This window comes from Aquipseudomonas guryensis, assembly GCF_014164785.1.
In the GTDB taxonomy this organism is placed as follows: Bacteria; Pseudomonadota; Gammaproteobacteria; order Pseudomonadales; family Pseudomonadaceae; genus Aquipseudomonas; species Aquipseudomonas guryensis.
This window is the reverse complement of the sequence record NZ_JACJFN010000001.1, coordinates 1,301,549-1,326,137: the sequence shown is the minus strand read 5'-3', so window position 1 is coordinate 1,326,137 and position 24,589 is coordinate 1,301,549. Positions and strand designations below refer to the sequence as shown.

Here is a 24,589-nt window from a genome sequence, read left to right as displayed (position 1 = left end):
CGCTGCCCGCCGAAAGTCGATGAACGCTGCCACGCTCCCGCCCCAATTGCCCAGCACCGGCGTCCGCCCCGCGGACCGCCTGGGCTTTACCCTGCTCATCGCGACCATCCTGCACCTGGCGGTGATCCTCGGCGTCAGCTTCACCCTGGCCAAGCCCGGCACGCTGAGCAAGAGCCTGGAAATCACCCTGTCCACCTTCAAGAGCGAAGAGAAACCCAAGGACGCCGATTACCTGGCGCAGAACAACCAGCAGGGCAGCGGCACCCTGGAGCACAAGGCCGCGCCGAAAACCACCGAACAGGCTGTCTTCCAGGACACCCAGGTCAAGCGCGTCACCCCGCCCAGCGCACCGCCACAGGCGCAACGCCAGGAAGCCGCGCCCAAGGCCGCCGTCGCCACTCGCAGCCCGCAGCAACAGAAGACCCCGAGCAAGACCGAGCGCACCCAGCCCGAGCCTGACGCCCGCCCGGCCCCAGTGTTCGACAGCTCGCAACTGTCCGCCGAGATCGCCAGCCTGGAAGCCGAATTGGCCCAGGACATCCAGCAATACGCCAAACGCCCGAAGATCCATCGCCTGAATGCCGCCTCGACCATGCGCGACAAGGGGGCCTGGTACAAGGACGAGTGGCGCAAGAAGGTCGAACGGGTCGGCAACCTCAACTACCCGGAAGAGGCCCGCCGCCAGCGGATCTACGGCAGCCTGCGCCTGCTGGTGTCGATCAACCGCGACGGCACCCTGTATGAAGTGCAGGTACTCGAACCCTCCGGCCAGCCCCTACTGGATCAAGCCGCACTGCGCATCGTGCGCCTGGCCGCCCCCTATGCGCCGTTCACCGGCGACATGGCCGAGTTCGACCGCCTGGAGATCATTCGCACCTGGCGCTTCGAGCGCGGTGACCGCCTGTCGAGCAACTGAGCCACTACAGCCTGAGAGCGCAGCAGACTTGAAGCCAGCGGCGCGAAGCTTGAAACTAGGCCCATGAAGAATTCCGCGCCCAGCTACCTCAAGCACCACTTCCTGATCGCCATGCCGCACATGGCCGATCCGAACTTCGCGCAGACAGTCACCTACCTGGTCGAACACAACGAACAGGGCGCCATGGGCCTGGTGATCAACCGGCCGAATGACCTCAGCCTGGCCGACGTACTCGAGCAGCTGCGCCCCGAAGCAACCCCGCCTGCCATCTGCCAGAGCCTGCCGATTTTCGCCGGCGGCCCGGTGCAGACCGACCGCGGCTTTGTCCTGCACCCAAGCGGGCAGACCTTCCAGGCCACCCTGGAGCTGGGCGAGCTGGCGCTATCGACCTCGCAGGATGTGCTGTTCGCCATCGCCGATGGCAGCGGCCCGCAGCAGCACCTGATCACCCTCGGCTACGCCGGCTGGGAAGCCGGCCAGCTCGAAGCCGAGCTGGTCGACAATGCCTGGCTGACCTGCCCGGCCGCTGCCGACATCCTCTTCGACCTGCCTTTCGACCAGCGCCTGGCCGCCGCTGCCGCCCGCCTCGGGGTCAACCTGAGCCTGCTCAGCGCCCAGGCCGGTCACGCATGAGCAATCCGGACAAACCCCTGCGCCTGCTGCTCGGTTTCGATTACGGCAGCAAGCAGATCGGCGTCGCCGTCGGCCAGGTGATCACCGGCCAGGCCCGTGAGCTATGCGTGCTCAAGGCGCAGAACGGCGTCCCCGACTGGCAGAAAGTCGAAGCGTTGATCAAGGAGTGGCAGCCGGACGCCATAGTCGTCGGCCTGCCGCTGAACATGGACGGCAGCCCGAGCGAGATGAGCGAGCGCGCGGAAAAGTTCGCCCGTCGCCTCAACGGCCGTTTCAACCTACCGGTCCATACCCACGACGAACGCCTGACCACCTACGAGGCAAAGGGCGAACGCATGGCCCAAGGCCAGCGTGGCGGCAGCTACCGGGACAACCCGGTCGACGCCCTGGCCGCCGCTCTGTTGCTGGAAGGCTGGCTGGCCGAGCACCCGTGACACCCTGCATTTAAACGGCTTCGCGCGCATTTGGCGCAGTAAACGCCGCGCGCTCGGCTATGTTGTGCCAACAGCTTTCATTTGCATGAGGATCGCCCATGACCCTGCCCAACCCCGCCGACCTGTTGCCGCGCATGGCCGCCGAGCTGAAACAGCTGTTGGCCGAGCGCGGCATCGAGCAGGCCCACTTCATCGGCATCCGCACCGGCGGCGTGTGGGTCGCCGAAGCCCTGTTGGCCGAACTGGGCGTGGATCAACCGCTCGGCACCCTCGACGTGTCCTTCTACCGCGATGACTTTACCCGCAGCGGCCTGCACCCGCAGGTACGCCCGTCCGCGCTGCCGTTCGATATCGAAGACCAGCATCTGGTACTGATCGACGACGTACTGATGAGCGGCCGCACCATCCGCGCCGCGCTCAACGAGCTGTTCGACTACGGCCGTCCGGCCAGCGTGACCCTGGTCAGCCTGCTCGACCTGAATGCCCGCGAGCTACCGATCCATGCCGACGTGCTCGGCGCAACGCTCGCCCTGGCGGCCAACGAGCGGGTAAAATTGCTCGGCCCCGCGCCGCTCGCCCTCGAGCTGCAAAGCCTTTCCGCCTAGGAATCCTCCATGCCTATCGACGCCAAGCGCTCGCTGCAGCTCAACGACCAGGGCCAGCTGCGCCACTTCCTCTCGCTCGACGGCCTGCCCCGCGAGCTGCTGACGGAAATCCTCGACACCGCCGACTCCTTCCTCGAAGTCGGTGCCCGCGCGGTGAAGAAAGTCCCGCTGTTGCGTGGCAAGACCGTGTGCAACGTGTTCTTCGAGAACTCCACACGCACCCGCACCACTTTTGAGCTGGCCGCCCAGCGCCTGTCCGCCGACGTCATCAGCCTCAACGTGTCGACCAGCTCGACCAGCAAGGGCGAAACCCTGTTCGACACCCTGCGCAACCTGGAAGCCATGGCCGCCGACATCTTCGTCGTGCGCCATGCCGACTCCGGCGCCGCACACTTCATCGCCGAGCACGTCTGCCCGAACCTGGCGATCATCAATGGTGGCGACGGCCGCCACGCGCACCCGACCCAGGGCATGCTCGACATGCTGACAATCCGCCGGCACAAAGGCGGCTTCGAGAACCTGTCCGTCGCCATAGTCGGCGACATCCTGCACTCGCGGGTGGCGCGCTCCAACATGCTCGCGCTGAAGACCCTGGGTTGCCCGGATATCCGCGTGATCGGGCCGAAGACCCTGCTGCCAATCGGCATCGAACAGTACGGGGTGAAGGTCTACAGCGACCTCGCCAGCGGCCTCAAGGATGTCGACGTGGTGATCATGCTGCGCCTGCAGCGTGAGCGCATGCAGGGCGGCCTGCTGCCCAGCGAAGGCGAGTTCTACAAGCTGTTCGGTCTCACCGAGCAGCGCCTCAAGCTGGCCAAGCCGGATGCCCTGGTGATGCACCCGGGGCCGATCAACCGCGGCGTGGAAATCGAGTCGGCGGTGGCCGACGGCCCGCAGTCGGTGATTCTCAACCAAGTGACCTACGGCATCGCCATTCGCATGGCCGTGCTGTCCATGGCCATGAGCGGGCAGAGTGCCCAGCGCCAACTGCAAGCCGAGGAGCAGAACTGATGCGCACCCGTATCTTCGGCGCCCGCGTGATCGACCCGGCCAGCGGCCTCGACCAGGTCAGCGACCTCTACCTCGACGGCGGCAAGATCGTTGCCATCGACCAGGCGCCGGCCGGCTTCATCGCCGACAAGACTATCGACGCCAGCGGCCTGATCGCCAGCCCCGGCCTGGTCGACCTGTCCGTGGCCCTGCGCGAGCCCGGCTACAGCCGCAAGGGCAGCATCGCCAGCGAAACCCTGGCTGCCGCCGCCGGCGGTGTCACCAGCCTGTGCTGCCCGCCGCTGACCAAACCGGTGCTGGACACCTCGGCGGTGGCCGAGCTAATTCTCGACCGCGCTCAGGAGGCCGGCCACGCCAAGGTCTTTCCCATCGGCGCGCTGAGCAAGAGTCTCGCCGGCGAACAGCTGGCCGAGCTGGTGGCCCTGCGCGACGCCGGCTGTGTGGCCTTCGGCAACGGCCTGGCGCCGATGGCCAACAACCGCACCCTGCGCCGCGCCCTGGAATACGCGGCGACCTTCGACCTGACCGTGGTGTTCCACGCCCAGGACGCCGACCTGGCCGAAGGCGGTCTGGCCCACGAGGGCCCCACCGCCAGCTTCCTCGGCCTGGCCGGCATTCCGGAAACCGCCGAGACCGTGGCCCTGGCCCGCGACCTGCTGCTGGTCGAGCAGAGCGGCGTGCGCGCCCACTTCAGCCAGCTGACCAGCGCCCGCGGTGCCGAAATGATCGCCGCCGCCCAGGCCCGAGGCCTGCCGGTCACGGCAGATGTGGCGATGTACCAGCTGATACTCACCGACGAGGCGCTGCAGGGCTTCTCCAGCCTCTACCACGTGCAGCCGCCGCTACGCGCCGCACGTGACCGCGACGGCCTGCGCGAGGCAGTCAAGAATGGTGTGATCGGCGCCATCGCCAGCCACCACCAGCCCCACGAAGCGGATGCCAAGCTGGCCCCGTTCGGCGCCACCGAGCCCGGAATTAGCAGCGTCGAGCTGTTGCTGCCACTGGCCCTGACCCTGGTGCAGGACGGTCTGCTCGACCTGCCGACCCTGCTCGCCCGCCTGACCGCCGGTCCGGCCAAGGCCCTGCGCCTGCCCGCCGGGCGCCTGGCTGTGGGCGCCCCCGCCGACCTGCTGCTGTTCGATGCCGAGGCGCAGACCCTGGCCGGTGAAACCTGGTACTCGAAGGGTGGAAACAGTCCGTTCATCGGTCACTGCCTGCCGGGCAAGGTGCGCTACACCCTGGTCGACGGACGCATCAGCTACCAAGGCTGAGCCGTCCGCCCATGAAAAAGCCCGCCAATTGGCGGGCTTTTTCATGAAAGCAGCATTCAGCCACGCTGGGCGTTGCGCAGCGACACCTGGTCGTTCAGGGTCCAGAAGTCGTACAACACGCCCAGGCCGAGGAAGCCAAAGGTCAGCAGGTAGAGGATGCCGCTGATCCACTTGCCCTGATACATGCGATGCACGCCGAAGAAGCCGAGGAAGGTCAGCAGAATCCAAGCCACGTTGTAATCAGTATCGCCGGCGTTGAAGCGCAGATCGGCTTCGCGGTCCATCGCTGGAATCAGGAACAGGTCAATGATCCAGCCGATAAACAACAGGCCAAGCGTCAGAAACCAGATGGTCCCGGTCACCGGCTTGCCATAGTAAAAGCGGTGCGCCCCGAGAAAACCGAAGATCCACAATAGATAACCGATCAGCTTGCTGTGGGTGTCCTGTCGCTGCATGTCTGCCTCCTGCGTAATGTGAGTCTGTCTGACGCCACACTCTACCCAAGGTTTCCCTGCCAAGAGAAATTCATTGGGTTACAACTTCTGCCTTGCCGGATCATGAGCAATCGAACTACTGTATATTTGAACAGTTAATGGATTGTGCCATGCAGTTGATCGACAAGCTCACCGTTCTCGCCGATGCCGCCAAGTACGACGTCTCCTGCGCCAGCAGTGGCGCGCCGAAGCGCAGCTCGAAGGGCAAGAGTGGACTCGGCGCCACCAATGGCATGGGTATCTGTCACAGCTTCACCCCGGACGGGCGTTGTGTCGCGCTGCTGAAGATCCTGCTGACCAACTTCTGCCTGTACGACTGCCAATACTGCGTCAACCGCCGTTCCAGTGATGTACCACGGGCGCGCTTCACCCCCGAGGAGGTGGTGACCCTGACCCTGGACTTCTACCGGCGCAATTGCATCAGCGGGCTGTTTCTCAGCTCGGGGATCATCCGCTCGGCCGACTACACCATGGAGCAGTTGATCCGCGTCGCCAAACTGCTGCGTGAAGAACATCAGTTCCGCGGCTACATCCACCTGAAGACCATTCCCGATGCCGATCCCCTGCTGATCGCCGAGGCCGGGCGCTATGCTGATCGCCTCAGCGTCAACATCGAACTGCCCACCGAAACCAGCCTGATCCGCCTGGCGCCGGAAAAGCAGGTGGGCACCATCAAACAGGCCATGCACTCGATCCACCAGGGCGAGAGCGAGGCCCGCGCGGAAAAACGCGCACCACGCTTCGCCCCCGCTGGCCAGAGCACGCAGATGATCGTCGGTGCCGATGCCACTGACGACAGCACCATCCTGCACACCGCGCAGTCGCTGTATGGCGCCTACCGCCTGCGCAGGGTCTATTACTCGGCATTCAGCCCAATCCCGCACAGCCCCAAGACCGTGCCCTTCGAGGCGCCACCGCTGCTGCGCGAACATCGTCTGTACCAGGCCGACTTCCTCCTGCGTGGTTATGGCTTCCAGGCCGGCGAGCTGCTCAGCGGCCCCGGCAACCTGGCCCTGGATATCGACCCCAAGCTGGCCTGGGCGCTGGCCAATCGCGAGCACTTTCCGGTCGACCTTAACCGCGCCGAGCCCAGCCTGATCGCCCGTGTCCCCGGCATCGGCGTACTCAGCGCCAAACGCCTGGTGGCACTGCGCCGGCACAAGCGCATCCGCTTCGAGGACGTCAGCCGCCTGCGCTGCGCCCTGGAAAAAGCCAAGCCCTTTATCGTCACCCACGACTATCGGCCCCTGCAGGCCGGCAGCGAGTCGCAGGTGCTGCGCCAGCAGTTGAGCGAAACTCCGGCGCAGATGGCGCTCTGGTGATGCACAGCGCCCGCTTCGACGGCAGCTTTGCCGGCTGGCGCCAGGCCGCACGCGAGCTGCTGCAGCAGGGCGTGAGCGCCGACCAGGTCACTTGGTACAGCCACGACGGCGAAACCGACCTGTTCGCGGCCGGCACGCCCTGCGCAACGCCGCACCCGGCGACAACCACCATCAAGGTGCCGCGCCAGCTGCTCGACCTGCTCGAAAGTGCCGCCCGCTATCGCTGTGCAGACCGCTGGAGTCTGCTCTACCGGGTGCTCTGGCGGGTCAGCCACGGCGACCGCAGCGCCATGCTGGCGGGCGATGCCGACGGCAGCGAGCTGCACAAACGACTCAAGGCCGTGCGCCGCGAAGCGCATCACCTGCATGCCTTTCTGCGCTTTCAGCCCTGCGCCGTCGAGAACGGGCCGGATTTCGTCGCCTGGCACGAACCGGCCCATGACATTCTGCACAGCGCCAGCGGCCATTTTGCCGAACGCATGGGCCAGCACAGCTGGCTGATCGCTACGCCGCAAGACGGGGTGTATTGGGATGGCCAGCGCTTGCACCACCAGCAGCACTGCCCACAGGAGTGGCAGCAGCTGGCGCAGGCACCTGGGGATGAAGGCCAGCAGCTATGGCTGGCCTACTATGGCAGCACCTTCAACCCGGCGCGGCTGAATCGCAGCGTGCTGGAAAACAACATGCCGGTACGCTTCTGGAAAAACCTGCCGGAAGGGCCACTGATTCCGCAACTGATGAGCCAGGCGCGGGCCGGAGCGCAGCGCGATGGCCAGGCCCAGGCAGTCGCCCAACGATCAGGGAAAAGCATTCGCTACCGGACAGGCAGCGATGAGGTGCTTAGCGGAAGCGCCGCCCCGGATCTTCCTCGCTGACCTCCAGGGACAAGCCCTGACTCATGCTGGTCAGATGGTCGCCGTCGGTTTCCGAACCAAGCTTGATCATCAGGCGCAGGTCGTTCGCCGAGTCAGCGTAGAGCAGCGCATCTTCATAGGTGATCTCGCCCTGGGTGTAGAGGTTGTACAGGGCCTGGTCGAAGGTCTGCATGCCCTGCTCGGTGGAGCGCTTCATCAGCGCCTTGAGCTCATGCACTTCGCCCTTGCGAATCAGGTCGGCGGCCAGCGGGGTGTTGATCAGCACCTCGATCACCGCGCGGCGGCCCTTGCCGTCCGGGGTCGGCACCAGTTGCTGGGCGACGATGGCCTTGAGGTTGAGCGACAAGTCCATCCACACCTGATTCTGCCGGTCGGCCGGGAAGAAGTTGATGATCCGATCCAGCGCCTGGTTGGCGTTGTTGGCGTGCAGGGTGGCCAGGCACAGGTGACCGGTTTCGGCGAAGGCCACGGCGTGGTCCATGGTTTCGCGGGTACGTACCTCACCGATCAGGATCACGTCCGGCGCCTGGCGCAGGGTGTTCTTCAGCGCCACCTCGAAGGATTCGGTATCGATGCCCACTTCGCGCTGGGTGACGATGCAGCTCTGGTGCTGGTGGATGTATTCGATCGGGTCTTCGATGGAGATGATGTGGCCGCTGCTGTTCTTGTTGCGGTAGCCGATCATAGCCGCCAGCGAGGTGGACTTACCGGTACCGGTAGCACCGACGAACAGCACCAGGCCACGCTTGGTCAGGGCCAGCTTCTTGAGAATTTCCGGCAGTTTGAGGTCATCCAGGGTCGGGATGTTGGTCTCGATGCGGCGCAGCACCATGCCTGCCAGGTTGCGCTGGTAGAAAGCGCTGACACGGAAACGGCCGACGCCACGGGCGCTGATGGCGAAGTTGCATTCGTGGTTCTCGGCGAAGTCGCGGCGCTGCTGCTCGTTCATCACCGAGTGCACGGTTTCCCGCGTCTGTTCCGGCGACATCGGGTTCTTGGTCACCGGCATGATCTTGCCGTTGACCTTCATCGACGGCGGTACACCGGCGGTAATGAACAGGTCGGAACCACCTTTTTCCACCATCAAACGCAGCAGCTTTTCGAATTCCATCTTTCTCGCCCGTGTGTCCTGTGCTCTGTTGCCGGAAGGCCGACAGCAGCCTGTTACCGATGATCCAGAAGCTTAGAAGTTTTCCGGTGACTTGGCTTTTTCGCGGGCCGCCTCGCGGCTGACCAGACCCTTGGCCACCAGCCCCTTGAGGCACATGTCGAGGGTCTGCATGCCCAGCGAGCCGCCGGTCTGGATCGCCGAATACATCTGCGCCACCTTATCCTCGCGGATCAGGTTACGGATCGCCGGGGTACCGATCATGATCTCGTGGGCCGCCACGCGACCGCCGCCGATTTTCTTCAGCAGGGTCTGCGAGATCACCGACTGCAGCGATTCGGAGAGCATGGAGCGAACCATGGACTTCTCTTCGGCAGGGAACACGTCGACCACGCGGTCGATGGTCTTGGCCGCCGAGGTGGTGTGCAGGGTGCCGAATACCAGGTGGCCGGTTTCCGCGGCGGTCAGCGCCAGGCGGATGGTTTCCAGGTCGCGCATCTCGCCAACCAGGATGATGTCCGGGTCCTCACGCAGGGCCGAGCGCAGGGCTTCGGAGAAACCGTGGGTGTCGCGGTGCACTTCCCGCTGGTTGACCAGGCACTTCTTGGACTCGTGCACGAATTCGATCGGGTCTTCGATGGTCAGGATGTGGTGGTACTTGTTGCTATTGAGGTGGTCGATCATCGCCGCCAGGGTGGTCGACTTGCCCGAGCCGGTCGGCCCGGTGACCAGTACCAGCCCGCGCGGGACGTCGGTGATCTTCTTGAACACCTCGCCCATACCGAGGTCTTCCATGGTCAGCACTTTCGACGGAATGGTCCGGAATACCGCACCGGCACCGCGGTTCTGGTTGAAGGCGTTAACCCGGAAACGCGCTACGCCAGGCACTTCGAAAGAGAAGTCGGTCTCGAGGAATTCCTCGTAATCCTTGCGCTGCTTGTCGTTCATGATGTCGTAGATCAGCGCATGGACCTGTTTGTGGTCCAGTGCCGGCAGGTTGATCCGCCGTACGTCGCCGTCGACCCGAATCATCGGCGGCAGTCCCGCCGAGAGGTGCAGGTCCGACGCGCCTTGTTTGGCACTGAAGGCCAACAGCTCGGTAATATCCATGGGACTCCCCAATCACATGCAAGCAGGTAGAATGCCGCAAACCCATGACGGGCGGGCTATAGAGCGCGAGTAATGTCCACGATAGCAGAGAATATTGCAAAGGTTCGCGCGCGTATCCGTGAGGCGGCGCAAGCCTCGCAGCGCGATTTGCCAGCTATCGGCCTGCTCGCGGTAAGCAAGACCAAGCCAGCGCAGGCCGTGCGCGAGGCGTATGCAGCCGGCATCCGGGATTTTGGCGAGAACTACCTGCAGGAAGCCTTGGGCAAGCAGCAAGAGTTGACCGATCTGGACTTGATCTGGCACTTCATCGGCCCCATTCAATCGAACAAGACCAAGCAGATTGCCGAGCATTTCGATTGGGTGCATTCGGTAGACCGCCTGAAGATTGCCGAACGCCTGGCTGCGCAACGGCCGGCGCACCTACCGCCGCTGAACATCTGCCTGCAGGTGAATGTCAGCGGCGAGGTCAGCAAATCTGGCTGCACAGCCGACGAACTGCCGGCACTGGCACAGGCCGTTACACAACTGCCGCAACTGAAATTGCGTGGATTGATGACAATTCCCGAACCGACTGATGATGCTGGCGAACAACATCGTGCCTTTGCCCGCCTTCGCGAGCTGCGCGACAACCTGAATCTGGGCCTCGACAGCCTGTCCATGGGCATGAGTCATGACCTCGAAGCCGCCATCGCCGAAGGTGCCACCTGGGTACGTATCGGTACCGCCCTGTTTGGCGCACGCGACTACGGCCAAACGCAGAATTGATGTGAAGGAAGCTTGCAGATGAATCACCCACGTATCGCCTTTATCGGCGCCGGCAACATGGCCGCCAGCCTGATCGGCGGCCTGCTCGCCCAGGGCACCCCGGCCAGCCATATCCGCGCCAGCGACCCGGGCGCCGAGCAGCGGGCGAAGGTTGCGGCCGAGTTCGGCATCGAGCTGTTCGAAAGCAATGCCGAAGCCATCGCCGGAGCCGATGTGGTGGTCCTGGCGACCAAGCCGCAGGTGCTCAAGGGCGTGTGCCAGTCCCTGGCACCGAACCTGACGACCGGCCAGTTGATCGTCTCCATTGCCGCAGGCATCGGCTGCGCAAGCCTGGCCAACTGGTTGGGCCCGCGGCCGATCGTGCGCTGCATGCCGAATACTCCAGCGCTGCTGCGTCAGGGCGCCAGCGGCCTGTACGCCAACACCGAGGTCTCCGCCGCGCAGCGCCAACTGGCCGAGCAACTGCTCAGCGCCGTGGGCCTGGCCCTATGGCTCGACGAGGAACAGCAGATCGACGCGGTCACCGCCGTATCCGGCAGTGGCCCGGCTTATTTCTTCCTGCTGATCGAAGCCATGACCGCGGCCGGCGAACAGCTCGGCCTGCCCCGCGCCATCGCCGAACAACTGACCGTACAGACCGCCCTCGGCGCCGCCCGCATGGCCAGTGAAAGCGATGTGCAGGCTGCCGAACTGCGCCGTCGGGTGACCTCACCCAACGGCACCACCGAAGCGGCGATCAAATCCTTCCAGGCCGGTGGCTTCGAAGCCCTGGTGCAGAAGGCCCTGGAGGCCGCCGCCACGCGCTCGGCTGAACTCGCCGAACAACTGGGACAATAAGGAGCCTGTATGTCCGGATTCGCAGAAGCCCTCATCTATATCCTGCAGACACTCGGCGGCCTGTACCTGCTGATCGTGCTGCTGCGCTTCATCCTGCAGCTGGTGCGCGCCGACTTCTACAACCCGCTCAGCCAGTTCGCCCTGAAAGCCACCCAGCCACTGCTCAAGCCGCTGCGTCGGATCATTCCGGGGCTGGGCGGGCTGGATATGGCCTCTCTGGTGCTCGCCCTGCTGGTGCAGCTACTGCTGATGGTGCTGGTAATCCTGATTGCCGGCGCAAACCCGCTGAGCGCCGGGCCGCAGCTGCTGGTATGGGCAATCATCGCGGTGACCTCGCTATTCCTGAAGATCTTCTTCTTCGCCATGATCATCAGCGTGATCCTCTCCTGGGTCGCTCCCGGCAGCTACAACCCGGGCGCACAGCTGGTCAACCAAATCTGCGAACCGCTGCTGGCACCGTTCCGCAAGCTGATCCCGAACCTGGGTGGCCTGGATATCTCGCCGATCTTCGCCTTCATGGCCCTGCACCTGCTGGATCGTTTCGTGATCGGCAATCTCGCCGCCATGAGCGGCATGCCGGCCATCCTCAGCCCGTTCATCTGAATGGGCTGGTTCCGCTGGGACGGCGACGACCTTCTGCTCGACTGCCATCTGCAGCCCAAGGCCAGCAAGGACGAATTCGCCGGCCTGCACGGTGAGCGGTTGAAAATCCGCCTCACCGCGCCACCGGTGGAAGGCAAGGCCAATGCCCAACTACTAGCCTTTCTCGGCAAGGCCTTCGGCGTGGCCAAGAGCCAGGTCAGCCTGGAAAGCGGTGAACTGAATCGGCAGAAACGCGTGCGCATTCACGCCCCGCAGCGCCTGCCAGAGCTGCCCGGCTTGACCGCTCGGTCACCTTGAGCAACCACCAAGCCGAAGTTGTGCAGTTGAACAATTGACGGCGCCCAACCGCTCCGCATAATGCAGCTATCTCCGGCAAAGCCTCAGGCATTGTGGCGGAGCAGCTCTTTATCGCTTTATTGCCCTATCGAACCGCCCGACCACCGCAGGATGCGCAACCCGAGAGGAGTTACCGGATGAGCATGGAACGTCTCAGTCAGCAGGTCGACGCTTACGTCACCTGGAAGCGCGAGTTGATGCGCGAAATCACCCGCTACCGCAGCTGGCTGGTGCATAACCGTCTCGGTTCGGAAGCAGTGGACACTCGCCTAGAGCGCGCCCTGCGCCTGTTGCGCACCGATCACATCACCCTGGCCTTCGTCGGTGAGTTCTCCCGCGGCAAGACCGAGCTGATCAACAGCCTGTTCTTCTCCGAGTACGGTCAGCGCATGCTGCCATCGCACGCCGGGCGCACCACCATGTGCCCCACCGAGCTGTTCTTCGACCCGCGCTCGGAACGCTCCTACATCCGCCTGCTGCCAATCGAGACACGCACCGCCGCGGCCAGCGTGGCGCAGTTCAAGCGCATCCCCGGCAACTGGGTGAACATTCCGCTGGATACCAGCGACCCGGACAACATGGTGCAGGCCTTCGCCCAGGTGGCGAAAACCAAACCGATGCCGGTGGAGCAGGCGATCCAGCTGGGCTTCCACCCGGACATGCTGGAAAGCGCCGGCAAACCCGGCCTGGTGCTGGTGCCGGCGTGGCGCCATGCCATGGTCAACTTCGACCACCCGCTGCTGCGCCAGGGCCTGCGCATCCTTGACACTCCTGGCCTGAATGCCCTCGGCAGCGAACCGGAACTGACCCTGTCGATGCTGCCCAGCGCCCAGGCGATTATCTTCCTGCTGGCTGCCGACACCGGCGTCACCGCCAGCGACATGGCCATCTGGCAGCAGCATATTCGCCAGCTCGACGAAGAAACCCAGGCCAGCCTGTTCGCCGTGCTGAACAAGATCGACGTGCTGTGGGACGACCTCGCTGGCGAGGAGTTCGTGCAGCATGCCATCGGCCAGATCCAGCAGGCCACCGCGCGCCAGCTGGGGATTTCCGCCGACAACGTACTGCCACTCTCGGCCAAGCAGGCGATGCTGGCCAAGGTGCGCAAAGACGAGGCACTGCTCGAACGCAGCCAGCTCGGTGACCTGGAAAACCTGCTCTGCGAGCGCATCGTCGCGCAGAAGGAACGCCTGCTCGAGGAGCGCGTGGTCAATCAGGTGCTGGCCCTGCTCAACAACAGCCAGCACGTGCTCAACTTGCGCCTGGAGAAGGTACGCGAACAGCAGGAGCTGCTCTCCACGCACCAGCAGGACAACGGCCAGATGCTCTTCGAGCTGACCGCCAAGACCAAGGAAGACCACAGCCAGCACCACAAACGTCTGCTCGGCCTGAAGACCAACCAGCGCCTGCTCCGCCGCCAGGGTGATCTGCTGCGCAGCGCGGTGCGCCCGGACAAGCTCGACGAGCACCTGGCCACGGTTCGCCAAGGCCTCAGTGGCAGCTGGACCACCTTCGGCATCAACCAGTCGATCCTGCAGTTCTTCCAGGCGGTGGAAACTGACCTGGGCAACCTGGCCCAGGAAGCCGAGATGGCCAACAAGATGGTCGCTGCCATCTATCGCCGGCACAACGAGGAAAACCCGCTGCACGGGGTCGACGCGCCGCAGTTCAACAGCCAGCGCTACCTGCGCGAGCTGAAACAGCTGCAAGGCAAGGCAGACCAGTTCCGCCTGCACCTGAAAACTCTGCTCAGCGAGCAGAAAGTCCTGACCCGGCGCTTCTTCGCCACCCTGGTGCAGGAAGTCATCGGCCTGCACCAGCGCCTGCGCAACGAGGCCGAGCAATGGGCCAACGATGCGTTGATGCCGCTGATGCAGCACACGCTGGAGCACAAGCAGCTACTGGAAACCCACATGTTGCGCCTCAAGGCCCTGGCCCAGGACACCCAGCAGGCCCGCCAGCGCGGTCAGCAACTGGCGCGCTATATCGGTGAGCTGGAAACTCAGTTGGCCCAGGCCAACGAGATGCTTCGCGCGTTACGCCGCCCGGCACCGATCCAGCGACAGGGCAAGGTTGTCACCCTGCCTGGGGTAGCCCGTCAGCAGAGTGCCAGCGAACACTCTTGAATCGCAGCCAAACCAATTAATTCAAGACCTTAGCCCCTGCCCCCGGCGCTTGCTGCCGGGGGCCACGGTCTTTAGACTGCTGCACTTCCTTGATCGAGAGCAGGGTCGATGCCGACAGCCTTCCCCAAAGATTCCGTCGGTCTGGTCACACCGCAGACTGCCCATTTCGCCGATCCGCTCGCGCTGGTCTGCGGGCGCAGCCTGGCCGACTACCAACTGGTCTACGAGACCTACGGCACGCTGAACGCCACGGCAAGCAACGCCGTGCTGATCTGCCACGCGCTGTCCGGCCATCACCACGCCGCCGGTTACCACAGCATGGACGAGCGCAAACCGGGCTGGTGGGATAGCTGCATCGGCCCGGGCAAACCGATCGATACCGACAAGTTCTTCGTCGTCAGCCTGAACAACCTCGGCGGCTGCAACGGCTCCACCGGGCCGGCCAGCCTCAACCCGGCCACCGGCAAGGTATTCGGCGCCGACTTCCCGGTACTCACCGTGGAAGACTGGGTACACAGCCAGGCGCGCCTGGCCGACCTGCTCGGCATTCAGCAGTGGGCCGCGGTGGTCGGCGGCAGCCTCGGTGGCATGCAGGCCCTGCAGTGGGCCATCAGCTACCCCGAGCGCATCCGTCACTGCCTGTGCATCGCCTCGGCACCCAAGCTGTCGGCGCAGAACATCGCCTTCAACGAAGTGGCGCGCCAGGCGATCCTCACCGATCCGGAATTCCACGGCGGGCACTTCCAGGAACAAGGCGTGATCCCCAAGCGCGGCCTGATGCTGGCGCGCATGGTCGGCCATATCACCTACCTGTCGGACGACGCCATGGGCGAGAAATTCGGCCGCGGCCTGAAGAGCGAGAAGCTCAACTACGACTTTCACAGTGTCGAGTTCCAGGTGGAGAGCTACCTGCGCTATCAGGGCGAGGAGTTCTCCGGGCGCTTCGACGCCAACACCTACCTGCTGATGACCAAGGCGCTGGACTACTTCGACCCGGCTGCCGCTCACGGCGACGACCTGGCCAAGACCCTGAGCGGGGTCAAGGCGGACTTCTGCGTGATGTCCTTCACCACCGACTGGCGCTTCTCGCCGGCGCGTTCGCGGGAAATCGTCGATGCTCTGCTGGCTGCCAAGAAGAACGTCAGCTACCTGGAAATCGACGCGCCGCAGGGCCACGATGCCTTTCTCATTCCGATCCCGCGCTACCTGCAGGCCTTCGGCGGTTACATGAAGCGGATCGAGGTATAAGCATGCGCGCTGATCTGGAAATCATTCAGGAGTGGATTCCCGCCGGTAGTCGCGTGCTCGACCTCGGCTGTGGCGACGGCGAACTGCTGGCCTGGCTGCACGCCAACAAGCAGGTCAGCGGCTATGGCCTGGAAATCGACGGAGACAAGATTGCCACCTGCATCGAGCGCGGGGTCAACGTGATCGAGCAGGACCTCGACCAGGGCCTGGGCAACTTTGCCAGCAACAGCTTCGACGTGGTGGTGATGACCCAGTCGCTGCAGGCCCTGCGCTACCCCGACAAGGTCCTGGCGGAGATGCTGCGGGTTGGCAAGACCTGCATCATCACCTTCCCCAACTTCGGCCACTGGCACTGCCGCTGGTACCTGACCACCAAGGGCCGCATGCCGGTGTCGGAATTCCTGCCGTACACCTGGTACAACACGCCGAACATCCACTTCTGCACATTCGCCGACTTCGAGCGTCTGTGCCTGGAGCTCGGCGCCCGCGTCGAAGAGCGCCTGGCGGTGGACCATGAACATCGCCACAGCCTGGGCAGCAAGCTATGGCCTAATCTGATGGGTGAGATCGGCATCTATCGCGTCAGCGGGCCCGGCCTGGCCGATCACCGTGTAGCCGTCTAACCGCCTGACGCCTGGAGAATTACCATGCATCGCCTTGCTTCCCTGCTGCTCTGCCTGCTCGTCGCCCTGCCCGCCTTTGCCGAACGCAAACAGACCTTTGGCGAGCTAGACGTGCACTACAGTGTGTTCAATTCCAGCTTCCTGCAGCCGGATATCGCCGCCGCAGCAGGCCTGACCCGCAGCAAGACCGGCGGCGTACTGAATGTCGCCGTGCTCAAGGCCGGCAAGGGTGTTCCAGCCCAGGTCAGTGGCCAGATCAAGAACCTGCTGGGTCAGACCAGCACCCTGAGCTTCAAGCAGGTGCTGGAAAGCGGCGCGGTCTACTACCTGGCCGAATTCCCGCTGCGCGAGCGGGAAATCCTCACTTTCAGCCTCAGCGTGCAGGTCGGCGACAGCGCACCGCACAGCTTTACCTTCAACCAGGAAGTGTTTCCGGACGAATGATGCCCTTTAGCGAGCTCGTACTGGCCAGCCATAACGCCGGCAAACTCAAGGAACTCCAGGCCATGCTCGGTGACGCCGTGCGTGTGCGCTCGATTGGCGAGTTCTCCAGCATTGAACCGGAAGAGACCGGCCTGTCGTTCGTCGAAAACGCCATCCTCAAGGCGCGCAACGCCGCCCGCCTGTCCGGCCTGCCGGCGCTGGCCGACGACTCTGGCCTGGCCGTGGACTTCCTCGGCGGCGCTCCCGGCATCTACTCGGCGCGCTATGCCGATGGCCAGGGCGATGCGGCCAATAATGCCAAGCTGCTGCAGGTGCTGAAGGACGTCCCGGATGCCCAGCGCGGCGCGCAATTCGTCTGCGCCCTGGCTCTGGTGCGACATGCCGACGATCCGCTGCCGATCCTCTGCGAAGGCCTCTGGCACGGCAGCATCCTGCACGCGCCACGCGGCGAGCAGGGCTTCGGCTACGACCCGCTGTTCTGGGTCGCCGAGCGCAACTGCTCCAGCGCCGAGCTGCCAGCCGCCGAGAAGAACCAGCTCAGCCACCGTGCACGCGCCATGGCCCAGCTCAAGCAACGTCTGGGCATATGAAAGCCACAAGCCACAAGCCGCAAGCTTCAAGCAACAGCGAAACCGGCTTGCAGCTTGAGGCTTGCAGCTTCGAGCTGCCGCCACTGGCGCTGTACATCCATATCCCTTGGTGCGTGCGTAAATGCCCGTACTGCGACTTCAACTCCCACGCCGCCGGCCCGACCCTGCCGGAGCAGGAATACGTCGACGCCCTGCTCGTCGACCTCGACGCTGACCTGCGCCACGTTCACGGTCGCGAGTTGACCTCGATCTTCTTCGGCGGCGGCACCCCCAGCCTGTTCAGCGCCAACGCCCTGGGCCGCCTGCTGGATGGCGTCGAGCAGCGCGTGCGTTTTGCCCGCGACATCGAGATCACCCTGGAAGCCAACCCCGGCACTTTCGAGCAAGCCAAGTTCCGCGACTACCGCGGCCTGGGCATCAACCGCCTGTCGATCGGCGTGCAAAGCTTCCAGGAAGCCAAACTCAAGGCCCTCGGCCGCATCCACGACGGCGGCGAGGCGATCCGCGCCGCGGACATGGCCCGCGCGGCCGGCTTCGACAACTTCAACCTCGACCTGATGCACGGCCTGCCCGAGCAGAGTATCGAGGACGCCCTGTTCGACCTGCGCACCGCCATCGCTCAGGGGCCGACACACCTGTCCTGGTACCAGCTGACCATGGAGCCCAATACAGTGTTCTGGAGCCAGCCGCCCACGCTGCCCGAAGACGACCTGCTGTGGGACATCCAGGAAGCCGGCCAGGCCCTGCTGGCCGAGCAGGGTTATGCGCAATACGAAGTGTCGGCCTATGCCCAAACCGGCAAGGCGGCCCGACACAACCTCAACTACTGGACCTTCGGTGACTTCCTCGGCATCGGCGCCGGCGCCCATGCCAAGCTGAGCAGCCCGAACGGGCAGATCATGCGCACCTGGAAGACTCGCCTGCCCAAGGACTACCTCGATGCAAGCAAGCCCTTCCAGGCCGGCGAGCGCCTGCTAACAGCGGACGAGCTGCCCTTCGAATTCCTGATGAACGTGCTGCGCCTCAGCGAAGGCGTGCCTGCCGCGCTGTTCAGCGAGCGCACCGGCCTGCCACTTGCGCAGCTGGATGGCGCGCGGCGTGAAGCCGAGGCACGCAAGCTACTGCTCGCCGATCCGCAGCGCCTGACCGCCAGCCGCGAAGGCCAGCTGTTCCTCAACGATCTGCTGCAACACTTCCTGCCCTGAATAGCGGATGTAGGAGCGAGCCCCTACGCCAGATGCGCAGCAAAATGGCAGGCTCGGCAGCATGGGCGACAGACGGTAAACTGCCAGGCACGCTCGCCCACCGCCCAGAATAAGGACAACCGATGGATCTGCTGCTCGACCTGATCGTCACGCTCTCGCGCTGGTGCCGTGGCAACCTGTACGACATCTCCCTGGCCATCATGGCCACCCTGTTCGTGCTGTTCGGGCCGGGCATCAATGCCTGGGTACAGCGCTCCATCGGCGGCTTCAACTTCTTCCTGCGCACGCTGATCTTCGTTCTGGTCTGTGCGGTCGGCTATGGTTTGGCCATCGTCTTCCTGACGCCCTGGCTGGCCCAGGGCCTGGGTTACTTCAACAACTTCACCCTGGCGCCGGTGTTGTTGCTGGTGTTCTTCCTGATCGGCGTACTGGCTGATCGCAGCTGAGTCTGCACACCGTGCGTCAGTCTTATTCGCCTACGGCCTTGCACAAAGGCTGCTGATCGCCTTTTCTCTGTAACCAGGCGATGCGCCCTGCCACGCAGGCCCCATCGCCCATGGCCCTGCCCGTGGCAACCCAAGCTGCGGACAGGCGGTCGACTAGAACAACAATAAGCAGTCCTCCCCACCGGCCAACCCCGGAGGCACCATGAAGCGTATCGCCCCGTTGCTGCTGATCCTCGCCAGCCTGCTCAGCCCAGGCGCCCTGGCGGAAAACGTTGCCCGCGAAGTGCACAAGAGCATGCTCCCGCAAGCCGCTTAGCCAACCGGGACTGCTCAATGCCGCGCTGGCCAGATGCGGTTTCAGCAACGTGCGCGGCGAAGAAAGCCGAGCTGGCCACTCAATCCAGAGCACTATCGCCAATCCGTCTAACAGACCCACTGCCGCCGAGGTAGATTGAAATCAGTGGAGTCATATAGGAGAACGGCATGCAGGTAACCGGCTACAGCAGTAACCTGCCCCTCTCGACCCAGATCATCAAGAAAGCCGGCCAAGCCGCACAAGCACCCGACGCCCGGGCCAACCCGGAACAGGTGAACAAGGCAGTCGACCGCGCCGCTGATCGAGTCGTCGAACAGCAGGAAAGCAAGGAACTGAGCCAAGCCAACCGGCGTAGCGCCGCCACTCAGTTGTACAGCGCCACCAGCCAGCAAAGGCAAATCGATACGTATCTGGCTGTAGCCAGCGAAGGTGAGATCGACAGCCAGCCGAGCACGGTGGAAACAGCACTGGAACTGCGTGACGATGTGCGCCGCAACGAAGTGGCCCAGAACATCGCTAGCAACAACGACCGCCCAGAGCGGCCCGAAGCACAACCGGTCAAACCGGAACCGTACGTTGACACCCGTGCCTGATTTGCACCGACAGCAGCGCACAAAAAAGCCGCCCGAGGGCGGCTTTTTCTATGGCGCTACAGCTTACAGCTGCGGGCCGGCGCTGCGGATGGCGTCGGACACGTCGAACTTCTTGAAGTTCTCGATGAACAGGCCAGCCAGGCCTTTGGCCGCTTCGTCGTAGGCATTCTGGTCAGCCCAGGTGTTGCGCGGGTTGAGCAGGTTGGTCTCGACGCCCGGAACGGCCTTCGGCACGCTCAGGTTGATGATCGGCAGGTGCTCGGTCTCGGTACCGATCAGCGCGCCGCTCTGGATGGCAGCGATCACACCACGGGTGGTCGGAATGTTGAAGCGCTTGCCGACGCCATAGCCGCCACCGGTCCAGCCGGTGTTGACCAGGTAGACCTTGGAGCCGAAACCACGGATGCGCTTGATCAGCAGCTCAGCGTACTCGCCAGCCGGGCGCGGGAAGAACGGTGCGCCGAAGCAGGTGGAGAAGGTCGACTTGATGCCGCCGCCGCTGCCCATTTCGGTGGAACCAACCAGCGCGGTGTAGCCGGACAGGAAGTGGTAGGCCGCCTGCTCTTCGCTGAGGATCGATACCGGCGGCAGTACGCCAGTCAGGTCGCAGGTCAGGAAGATCACCGCGTTCGGCTCGCCGCCGAGGTTCTTCTCGCTGCGTTTCTCGACCAGCTCCAGCGGGTAGGCCGCACGGCTGTTCTGGGTCAGGCTGTCGTCGGTGTAATCCGGCAGGCGGTTTTCGTCGAGGACGACGTTTTCCAGCACGGCGCCGAACTGGATGGCTTTCCAGATCACTGGCTCGTTCTTCTCGGACAGGTCGATGCACTTGGCATAGCAACCGCCTTCGATGTTGAACACCACGCCCACACCCCAGCCGTGTTCGTCGTCACCGATCAGGTAACGGCTTTCGTCAGCCGACAGGGTGGTCTTGCCAGTGCCGGACAGGCCGAAGAACAGGGTCACGTCGCCGTCTTCGCCGATGTTGGCAGCGCAGTGCATCGGCAGCACATCGGCTTCCGGCAGCAGGAAATTCTGCACGGAGAACATGGCTTTCTTCATTTCACCGGCGTAGCGCATGCCGGCGAGCAGGACCTTCTTGGCGGCGAAGTTGATGATCACGCAGCCATCAGAATTGGTGCCGTCACGCTCCGGTACGCACTCGAAGTTGGCGACGTTGAGGATCTGCCACTCGTCCTTGCCGGCCGGGTTGTACTGCTCCGGATTGATGAACAGGCAACGGCCGAACAGGTTCTGCCAGGCGGTCTGGGTGGTCATCTTGACCGGCAGGTAGTGGGCATCTGCCGAACCGACATGGACGTAGGACACGAAGTGGTCCTGGGCGTTGTTGAACGCCTCGACGCGGTCCCACAGGGCATCGAACTTGTCGGCCGGGAACGGGCGGTTGATCGAGCCCCAGGCGATTTTCGCCTCGGTGCTCGGCTCCTGCACGATGAAACGGTCAGCCGGGGAACGACCGGTGCGATGGCCGGTGCGTACCACCAGCGAGCCGTTGGCGGCCAGCTCGCCTTCGCCACGGCGAATGGCCTCTTCGACCAGTTGGGCAGCGCTGATATCGGTGTAAACGGCGGTATTGGCTTGCGTCATGAGTGTCCCCGTCGGCGGCTGGCCGAGTCTTCCAAACTTGTGTAGCGCGCATACAGCCGCACTACAGCGATAAAAAAGTCGCGGGAGTATGCCAGAAAAGCCGGCTTCTTGGCAGCCTCTTGTCTACCTAAGCGACCGATAGACGCACGCTATCGTTTCAGTGCCTGGTGGCCGAGGGCTCCTGGCTGTCACCACTGGTGAACAGCTGCGCCACGTCGGCCGCATCGAAGGCATAGCGCTGGTTGCAGAACTGGCAATCGATTTCCACCTGCCCGCCATGTTCGGCCAGCAACAATTCGGCATCGCCCTGGCCCAGGCTGATCAGCGCCCGTGCCGAACGTTCACGCGAGCAGCTGCAGCGGAACTGCAGGCCGTTCGGCTCGAACAGGCGCACCGCCTCCTCGTGGTACAGGCGGTGCAGCACGGTCTCGTTGTCGAGGCCGAGCAGCTCTTCGGCGGTCAGGGTGTTGGCCAGGGTCAGCAGGTGCTGCCAACTGGCTTCACGCTCGTCGGCATCGGGCAGGCGATCCACCGGCAGCTGCTGCAGCAGCAGACCACGGGCGCGCTGGCCGTCGGCGTGCAGCCAGAAACGGGTGGACAGCTGCTCGGAGGTGGCGAAGTAGGCGGACAGGCAGTCGGCCAGGGTGTCGCCTTCCAGGTCGACGATGCCCTGGTAGCGCTGGCCCTGCTTCGGGTCGACGGTCAAGGCCAGCACGCCGTCCGGCATCAGCTCGCGCAGGCCGGCATCGGCGCCGATCTGCTCGGCGTGGTAGCGGGCGATGCCGCGCACTTCGCGCTCGCTGGAGCATTCGATCATCAGCAGCGGCACTGGCCCGGAAGAGCGAACCTGCAGGATCAGAAGGCCGTCGAACTTCAAGGTACCGACCAGCAGCGCGGCGGCAGCGAGCATCTCGCCGAGCAGCTGGGCCACCGGTTGCGGGTAGGGGTGCTTGGCCAGCACATGCTGGTAGCTCGCGCCGAGGCTGACCAGCTCGCCACGCACGTCGGCGTCGTCGAAGAGAAAACGTTGGGTAAAGTCGGCCATGGGCGAATGCTGCTTGAATACTGGGGCGGCGATTTTAGGCGCAAAGCCCGGCGCGACCAAGGGCCGGTTGTCTAGCGAACCCCCTCACTCCTGGCCGCCGCGAAAATTCTGGAGCTGGCGGCGCTGCTTCTTGCTCGGCCGGCCATCGGTCTGCAGGCCCAGGGCGCCGGCCTTGCGCAGTTCGGCGTTGGCCTCGCGACGATCGACGCTGTCGGCGGTCTCTTCATATAACAGTTGCGCCTCGGGGGCACCGCGGCGCACCACGGACAGCGCGCGCACCGTCACCGTGCGCTCCTCGAAGCCGGTGCGGATCACGAACTGGTCACCAATCTTCGGCTCCTTGCCGGGCTTGCAGCGCTCGCCGCGGCAATGCACCTTGCCGCCTTCGATGGCCTCCTTGGCCAGGGCACGGGTCTTGTAAAACCGTGCGGCCCACAGCCACTTGTCCAGGCGTACCTTGTCGTCGTCTTTGTCGCTCATCGTGCTCTCGTGAAAGGATCGGCTATGGGACTGAATCTTGCCTGATGCAGTTGTCACATGGGCCTACTAGAATGCCCGGAACTTTCGGGGAAAGCCTGCATTGAAGACGTTCGACCAACTGGCCGTGATCGGCCTGCGTGAATGGATCAACCTGCCCAAGCTGGGCATGGTTGGCCTGCGCGGCAAGATCGACACCGGCGCCAGCACCTCGACCCTGCATGCCAGCGATATCCAGCCGTTCGACCGTGACGGTGAACCCTGGGTGCGCTTCACCGCCCACTTCGGCACCCAGGTGCAGCGCCGCCATCCGTGCGAGGCGCCGCTGGTGACAGTGAAGTCGATCAAGAGCTCCAATGGCCATATCCAGACCCGCTACGTGATCCGCACCCTGCTCGCCCTTGGCGATCGGGCCTGGCCAGTGGAGTTCACCCTGGCCTGCCGCAAGACCATGCGCTACCGCGTGCTGCTCGGCTCCAAGGCGCTGGTCGACGGCCAACTGGTGGTCAACCCGGCGCTGACCTACGTGCAAGACAAACCTCAGCTTTCCCTGCCTTCCGGTGCCCAATGAAGATTGCCATCCTGTCGCGCAACCCGCGCTTGTATTCGACTCGCCGTCTGGTGGAAGCCGGTACCGCGCGCGGCCATGAGGTGGTGGTGATCGACACCCTGCGCGCCTACATGAACATCGCCAGCCACAAGCCGCAGATTCACTACCGCGGCCGGCCGCTGGAAAACTTCGATGCGGTGATCCCGCGCATCGGCGCCTCGGTGACTTTCTACGGCTGCGCCGTGCTGCGCCAGTTCGAAATGATGGGCGTGTTCCCGCTCAACGAGTCGGTAGCCATCAGCCGCTCGCGCGACAAGCTGCGCTCGCTGCAGCTGCTCTCGCGGCGTGGCGTCGGCCTGCCGGTGACCGGCTTCGCCCACTCGCCGGACGATATCCCCGACCTGATCCAGATGGTCAACGGCGCGCCGCTGGTGATCAAGGTGCTGGAAGGCACCCAGGGCATCGGCGTGGTGCTGTGCGAAACCGAGAAGGCCGCCGAGTCGGTGATCGAGGCCTTCATGGGCCTCAAGCAGAACATCATGGTCCAGGAATACATCAAGGAAGCAGGCGGCGCCGACATCCGCTGCTTCGTGGTCGGCGACAAGGTCATCGCGGCGATGAAGCGCCAGGCCAAGCCCGGCGAGTTCCGCTCCAACCTACACCGCGGCGGCGTGGCCAGCCTGATCAAGATAACTCCGGAAGAACGCATGACCGCCATCCGCGCGGCCAAGGTCATGGGCCTGTCGGTGGCCGGGGTGGATATCCTGCGCTCCAATCACGGCCCGCTGGTGATGGAAGTGAACTCCTCACCCGGTCTGGAAGGCATCGAGACCACCACCGGCAAGGACGTGGCCAGCATGATCATCCAGTACATCGAGAAGAACGGCGGCCCGCATCTGACCCGTACCAAGGGCAAGGGCTAAGCCACGTACGCGGCCCCCAGAAGCACCCTCTCCCGTGGCAAAAGCGCATCGCGCCTGTCCTGCATGCGGCTATGGCGA

General features: G+C 64.2%; 28 protein-coding genes. 22 read left to right on the top strand and 6 right to left on the bottom strand.

The window, feature by feature from the left end; all coding sequences use genetic code 11:
* Window positions 1-19: 19 nt before the first annotated feature.
* The 6 genes from H3H45_RS06055 (at window position 20) to H3H45_RS06030 (ending at window position 4,870) form a co-directional block, all read left to right on the top strand.
* Window positions 20-916, top strand: a complete 897-nt coding sequence (locus H3H45_RS06055) for an energy transducer TonB (RefSeq protein WP_182832812.1) — start codon at window positions 20-22, stop codon at window positions 914-916.
* A 63-nt stretch (window positions 917-979) separates the two neighbouring features.
* Complete coding sequence (locus H3H45_RS06050) at window positions 980-1,549, top strand: YqgE/AlgH family protein (RefSeq protein WP_182832811.1); 570 nt, start codon at window positions 980-982, stop codon at window positions 1,547-1,549.
* Window positions 1,546-1,983: a Holliday junction resolvase RuvX gene (ruvX, locus tag H3H45_RS06045; protein WP_182832810.1), complete on the top strand. Its 438-nt coding sequence runs from the start codon at window positions 1,546-1,548 to the stop codon at window positions 1,981-1,983. Before H3H45_RS06050 ends, ruvX begins: the two co-directional genes overlap by 4 nt.
* Window positions 1,984-2,081: 98 nt before the next feature.
* Entirely contained in the window at window positions 2,082-2,588 is a 507-nt protein-coding gene (gene pyrR / locus H3H45_RS06040) for a bifunctional pyr operon transcriptional regulator/uracil phosphoribosyltransferase PyrR (RefSeq protein WP_182832809.1), read from the top strand.
* A 9-nt stretch (window positions 2,589-2,597) separates the two neighbouring features.
* A complete protein-coding gene (locus H3H45_RS06035) occupies window positions 2,598-3,599 on the top strand; it encodes an aspartate carbamoyltransferase catalytic subunit (RefSeq protein ID WP_182832808.1) in 1,002 nt (333 codons plus the stop codon).
* Window positions 3,599-4,870, top strand: a complete 1,272-nt coding sequence (locus H3H45_RS06030; RefSeq protein ID WP_182832807.1) for a dihydroorotase — start codon at window positions 3,599-3,601, stop codon at window positions 4,868-4,870. The genes H3H45_RS06035 and H3H45_RS06030 overlap by 1 nt, the downstream gene beginning before the upstream one ends.
* A gap of 56 nt (window positions 4,871-4,926) precedes the next feature.
* On the opposite strand, the gene H3H45_RS06025 is transcribed toward H3H45_RS06030, so the two are convergent.
* The gene (locus tag H3H45_RS06025) at window positions 4,927-5,325 is read right to left on the bottom strand and encodes an NINE protein (protein WP_182832806.1); all 399 of its coding nucleotides are present in this window, start codon (window positions 5,323-5,325) and stop codon (window positions 4,927-4,929) included.
* 149 nt (window positions 5,326-5,474) lie between these two features.
* Between H3H45_RS06025 and H3H45_RS06020 the strand changes: the two genes are divergently transcribed.
* Both H3H45_RS06020 and H3H45_RS06015 read left to right on the top strand, forming a co-directional pair.
* Window positions 5,475-6,686: a putative DNA modification/repair radical SAM protein gene (locus tag H3H45_RS06020; protein WP_182832805.1), complete on the top strand. Its 1,212-nt coding sequence runs from the start codon at window positions 5,475-5,477 to the stop codon at window positions 6,684-6,686.
* Entirely contained in the window at window positions 6,686-7,561 is an 876-nt protein-coding gene (locus H3H45_RS06015) for a TIGR03915 family putative DNA repair protein (RefSeq protein WP_182832804.1), read from the top strand. The genes H3H45_RS06020 and H3H45_RS06015 overlap by 1 nt, the downstream gene beginning before the upstream one ends.
* Here H3H45_RS06015 and H3H45_RS06010 read toward each other — a convergent pair.
* Window positions 7,527-8,672, bottom strand: coding sequence for a PilT/PilU family type 4a pilus ATPase (locus H3H45_RS06010; protein WP_182832803.1), 1,146 nt, complete (start codon window positions 8,670-8,672; stop codon window positions 7,527-7,529). The genes H3H45_RS06015 and H3H45_RS06010 overlap by 35 nt on opposite strands.
* Window positions 8,673-8,744: 72 nt before the next feature.
* Window positions 8,745-9,779: a type IV pilus twitching motility protein PilT gene (gene pilT, locus H3H45_RS06005; RefSeq protein ID WP_182832802.1), complete on the bottom strand. Its 1,035-nt coding sequence runs from the start codon at window positions 9,777-9,779 to the stop codon at window positions 8,745-8,747.
* A 72-nt stretch (window positions 9,780-9,851) separates the two neighbouring features.
* On the opposite strand from pilT, the gene H3H45_RS06000 reads away from it, so the two are divergent.
* From H3H45_RS06000 to H3H45_RS05945, 12 genes are all read left to right on the top strand, one after another.
* The gene (locus tag H3H45_RS06000) at window positions 9,852-10,544 is read left to right on the top strand and encodes a YggS family pyridoxal phosphate-dependent enzyme (RefSeq protein WP_182832801.1); all 693 of its coding nucleotides are present in this window, start codon (window positions 9,852-9,854) and stop codon (window positions 10,542-10,544) included.
* A gap of 18 nt (window positions 10,545-10,562) precedes the next feature.
* Complete coding sequence (gene proC, locus H3H45_RS05995; RefSeq protein WP_182832800.1) at window positions 10,563-11,381, top strand: pyrroline-5-carboxylate reductase; 819 nt, start codon at window positions 10,563-10,565, stop codon at window positions 11,379-11,381.
* Between the two features lie 9 nt (window positions 11,382-11,390).
* A complete protein-coding gene (locus H3H45_RS05990) occupies window positions 11,391-11,984 on the top strand; it encodes a YggT family protein (protein WP_182832799.1) in 594 nt (197 codons plus the stop codon).
* Window positions 11,985-12,281: a DUF167 domain-containing protein gene (locus H3H45_RS05985; protein WP_182832798.1), complete on the top strand. Its 297-nt coding sequence runs from the start codon at window positions 11,985-11,987 to the stop codon at window positions 12,279-12,281. It begins immediately after the preceding gene.
* A gap of 176 nt (window positions 12,282-12,457) precedes the next feature.
* Window positions 12,458-14,446, top strand: a complete 1,989-nt coding sequence (locus H3H45_RS05980) for a dynamin-like GTPase family protein (protein WP_182832797.1) — start codon at window positions 12,458-12,460, stop codon at window positions 14,444-14,446.
* A 108-nt stretch (window positions 14,447-14,554) separates the two neighbouring features.
* Window positions 14,555-15,694, top strand: a complete 1,140-nt coding sequence (gene metX, locus H3H45_RS05975; protein ID WP_182832796.1) for a homoserine O-succinyltransferase MetX — start codon at window positions 14,555-14,557, stop codon at window positions 15,692-15,694.
* A gap of 2 nt (window positions 15,695-15,696) precedes the next feature.
* Complete coding sequence (gene metW / locus H3H45_RS05970) at window positions 15,697-16,317, top strand: methionine biosynthesis protein MetW (protein WP_182832795.1); 621 nt, start codon at window positions 15,697-15,699, stop codon at window positions 16,315-16,317.
* Between the two features lie 24 nt (window positions 16,318-16,341).
* Entirely contained in the window at window positions 16,342-16,761 is a 420-nt protein-coding gene (locus tag H3H45_RS05965) for a DUF4426 domain-containing protein (protein ID WP_182832794.1), read from the top strand.
* On the top strand, window positions 16,758-17,351 hold the full coding sequence (rdgB, locus tag H3H45_RS05960; protein ID WP_182832793.1) for an RdgB/HAM1 family non-canonical purine NTP pyrophosphatase: 594 nt from the start codon (window positions 16,758-16,760) through the stop codon (window positions 17,349-17,351). Before H3H45_RS05965 ends, rdgB begins: the two co-directional genes overlap by 4 nt.
* Window positions 17,348-18,556 carry a radical SAM family heme chaperone HemW gene (hemW, locus tag H3H45_RS05955; RefSeq protein WP_182832792.1) on the top strand — a complete coding sequence of 403 codons (1,209 nt, stop codon included), beginning with the start codon at window positions 17,348-17,350 and terminating at the stop codon, window positions 18,554-18,556. Before rdgB ends, hemW begins: the two co-directional genes overlap by 4 nt.
* A 122-nt stretch (window positions 18,557-18,678) precedes the next feature.
* Window positions 18,679-19,002, top strand: coding sequence for a DUF3392 domain-containing protein (locus H3H45_RS05950; protein WP_182832791.1), 324 nt, complete (start codon window positions 18,679-18,681; stop codon window positions 19,000-19,002).
* Window positions 19,003-19,485: 483 nt separating this feature from the next.
* Complete coding sequence (locus tag H3H45_RS05945; protein WP_182832790.1) at window positions 19,486-19,911, top strand: hypothetical protein; 426 nt, start codon at window positions 19,486-19,488, stop codon at window positions 19,909-19,911.
* 63 nt (window positions 19,912-19,974) lie between these two features.
* Here the strand turns inward: H3H45_RS05945 and H3H45_RS05940 are convergent, their stop codons facing one another.
* From H3H45_RS05940 to H3H45_RS05930, 3 genes are all read right to left on the bottom strand, one after another.
* A complete protein-coding gene (locus H3H45_RS05940) occupies window positions 19,975-21,516 on the bottom strand; it encodes a phosphoenolpyruvate carboxykinase (protein WP_182832789.1) in 1,542 nt (513 codons plus the stop codon).
* Between the two features lie 157 nt (window positions 21,517-21,673).
* Window positions 21,674-22,561, bottom strand: a complete 888-nt coding sequence (gene hslO, locus H3H45_RS05935) for an Hsp33 family molecular chaperone HslO (protein WP_182832788.1) — start codon at window positions 22,559-22,561, stop codon at window positions 21,674-21,676.
* Between the two features lie 84 nt (window positions 22,562-22,645).
* Window positions 22,646-23,041, bottom strand: coding sequence for an RNA-binding S4 domain-containing protein (locus tag H3H45_RS05930; RefSeq protein WP_182832787.1), 396 nt, complete (start codon window positions 23,039-23,041; stop codon window positions 22,646-22,648).
* A gap of 100 nt (window positions 23,042-23,141) precedes the next feature.
* Between H3H45_RS05930 and rimB the strand changes: the two genes are divergently transcribed.
* Both rimB and rimK read left to right on the top strand, forming a co-directional pair.
* Window positions 23,142-23,609: a retropepsin-like aspartic endopeptidase RimB gene (gene rimB / locus H3H45_RS05925; RefSeq protein ID WP_182832786.1), complete on the top strand. Its 468-nt coding sequence runs from the start codon at window positions 23,142-23,144 to the stop codon at window positions 23,607-23,609.
* Window positions 23,606-24,511 (top strand): 30S ribosomal protein S6--L-glutamate ligase, encoded by a 906-nt coding sequence (gene rimK, locus H3H45_RS05920; RefSeq protein ID WP_182832785.1) that lies wholly within the window; start codon window positions 23,606-23,608, stop codon window positions 24,509-24,511. Before rimB ends, rimK begins: the two co-directional genes overlap by 4 nt.
* Window positions 24,512-24,589: the final 78 nt, after the last annotated feature.

Excerpts from the sequence above, each read along its gene's own strand:
- H3H45_RS06055 (WP_182832812.1), top strand. The coding sequence starts at position 20 with ATGAACGCTGCCACGCTCCCGCCCCAATTGCCCAGCACCGGCGTCCGC.
- H3H45_RS06050 (WP_182832811.1), top strand. The coding sequence starts at position 980 with ATGAAGAATTCCGCGCCCAGCTACCTCAAGCACCACTTCCTGATCGCC.
- ruvX (WP_182832810.1), top strand. The coding sequence starts at position 1,546 with ATGAGCAATCCGGACAAACCCCTGCGCCTGCTGCTCGGTTTCGATTAC.
- pyrR (WP_182832809.1), top strand. The coding sequence starts at position 2,082 with ATGACCCTGCCCAACCCCGCCGACCTGTTGCCGCGCATGGCCGCCGAG.
- H3H45_RS06035 (WP_182832808.1), top strand. The coding sequence starts at position 2,598 with ATGCCTATCGACGCCAAGCGCTCGCTGCAGCTCAACGACCAGGGCCAG.
- H3H45_RS06030 (WP_182832807.1), top strand. The coding sequence starts at position 3,599 with ATGCGCACCCGTATCTTCGGCGCCCGCGTGATCGACCCGGCCAGCGGC.
- H3H45_RS06025 (WP_182832806.1), bottom strand. The coding sequence starts at position 5,325 with ATGCAGCGACAGGACACCCACAGCAAGCTGATCGGTTATCTATTGTGG.
- H3H45_RS06020 (WP_182832805.1), top strand. The coding sequence starts at position 5,475 with ATGCAGTTGATCGACAAGCTCACCGTTCTCGCCGATGCCGCCAAGTAC.
- H3H45_RS06015 (WP_182832804.1), top strand. The coding sequence starts at position 6,686 with ATGCACAGCGCCCGCTTCGACGGCAGCTTTGCCGGCTGGCGCCAGGCC.
- H3H45_RS06010 (WP_182832803.1), bottom strand. The coding sequence starts at position 8,672 with ATGGAATTCGAAAAGCTGCTGCGTTTGATGGTGGAAAAAGGTGGTTCC.
- pilT (WP_182832802.1), bottom strand. The coding sequence starts at position 9,779 with ATGGATATTACCGAGCTGTTGGCCTTCAGTGCCAAACAAGGCGCGTCG.
- H3H45_RS06000 (WP_182832801.1), top strand. The coding sequence starts at position 9,852 with ATGTCCACGATAGCAGAGAATATTGCAAAGGTTCGCGCGCGTATCCGT.
- proC (WP_182832800.1), top strand. The coding sequence starts at position 10,563 with ATGAATCACCCACGTATCGCCTTTATCGGCGCCGGCAACATGGCCGCC.
- H3H45_RS05990 (WP_182832799.1), top strand. The coding sequence starts at position 11,391 with ATGTCCGGATTCGCAGAAGCCCTCATCTATATCCTGCAGACACTCGGC.
- H3H45_RS05985 (WP_182832798.1), top strand. The coding sequence starts at position 11,985 with ATGGGCTGGTTCCGCTGGGACGGCGACGACCTTCTGCTCGACTGCCAT.
- H3H45_RS05980 (WP_182832797.1), top strand. The coding sequence starts at position 12,458 with ATGAGCATGGAACGTCTCAGTCAGCAGGTCGACGCTTACGTCACCTGG.
- metX (WP_182832796.1), top strand. The coding sequence starts at position 14,555 with ATGCCGACAGCCTTCCCCAAAGATTCCGTCGGTCTGGTCACACCGCAG.
- metW (WP_182832795.1), top strand. The coding sequence starts at position 15,697 with ATGCGCGCTGATCTGGAAATCATTCAGGAGTGGATTCCCGCCGGTAGT.
- H3H45_RS05965 (WP_182832794.1), top strand. The coding sequence starts at position 16,342 with ATGCATCGCCTTGCTTCCCTGCTGCTCTGCCTGCTCGTCGCCCTGCCC.
- rdgB (WP_182832793.1), top strand. The coding sequence starts at position 16,758 with ATGATGCCCTTTAGCGAGCTCGTACTGGCCAGCCATAACGCCGGCAAA.
- hemW (WP_182832792.1), top strand. The coding sequence starts at position 17,348 with ATGAAAGCCACAAGCCACAAGCCGCAAGCTTCAAGCAACAGCGAAACC.
- H3H45_RS05950 (WP_182832791.1), top strand. The coding sequence starts at position 18,679 with ATGGATCTGCTGCTCGACCTGATCGTCACGCTCTCGCGCTGGTGCCGT.
- H3H45_RS05945 (WP_182832790.1), top strand. The coding sequence starts at position 19,486 with ATGCAGGTAACCGGCTACAGCAGTAACCTGCCCCTCTCGACCCAGATC.
- H3H45_RS05940 (WP_182832789.1), bottom strand. The coding sequence starts at position 21,516 with ATGACGCAAGCCAATACCGCCGTTTACACCGATATCAGCGCTGCCCAA.
- hslO (WP_182832788.1), bottom strand. The coding sequence starts at position 22,561 with ATGGCCGACTTTACCCAACGTTTTCTCTTCGACGACGCCGACGTGCGT.
- H3H45_RS05930 (WP_182832787.1), bottom strand. The coding sequence starts at position 23,041 with ATGAGCGACAAAGACGACGACAAGGTACGCCTGGACAAGTGGCTGTGG.
- rimK (WP_182832785.1), top strand. The coding sequence starts at position 23,606 with ATGAAGATTGCCATCCTGTCGCGCAACCCGCGCTTGTATTCGACTCGC.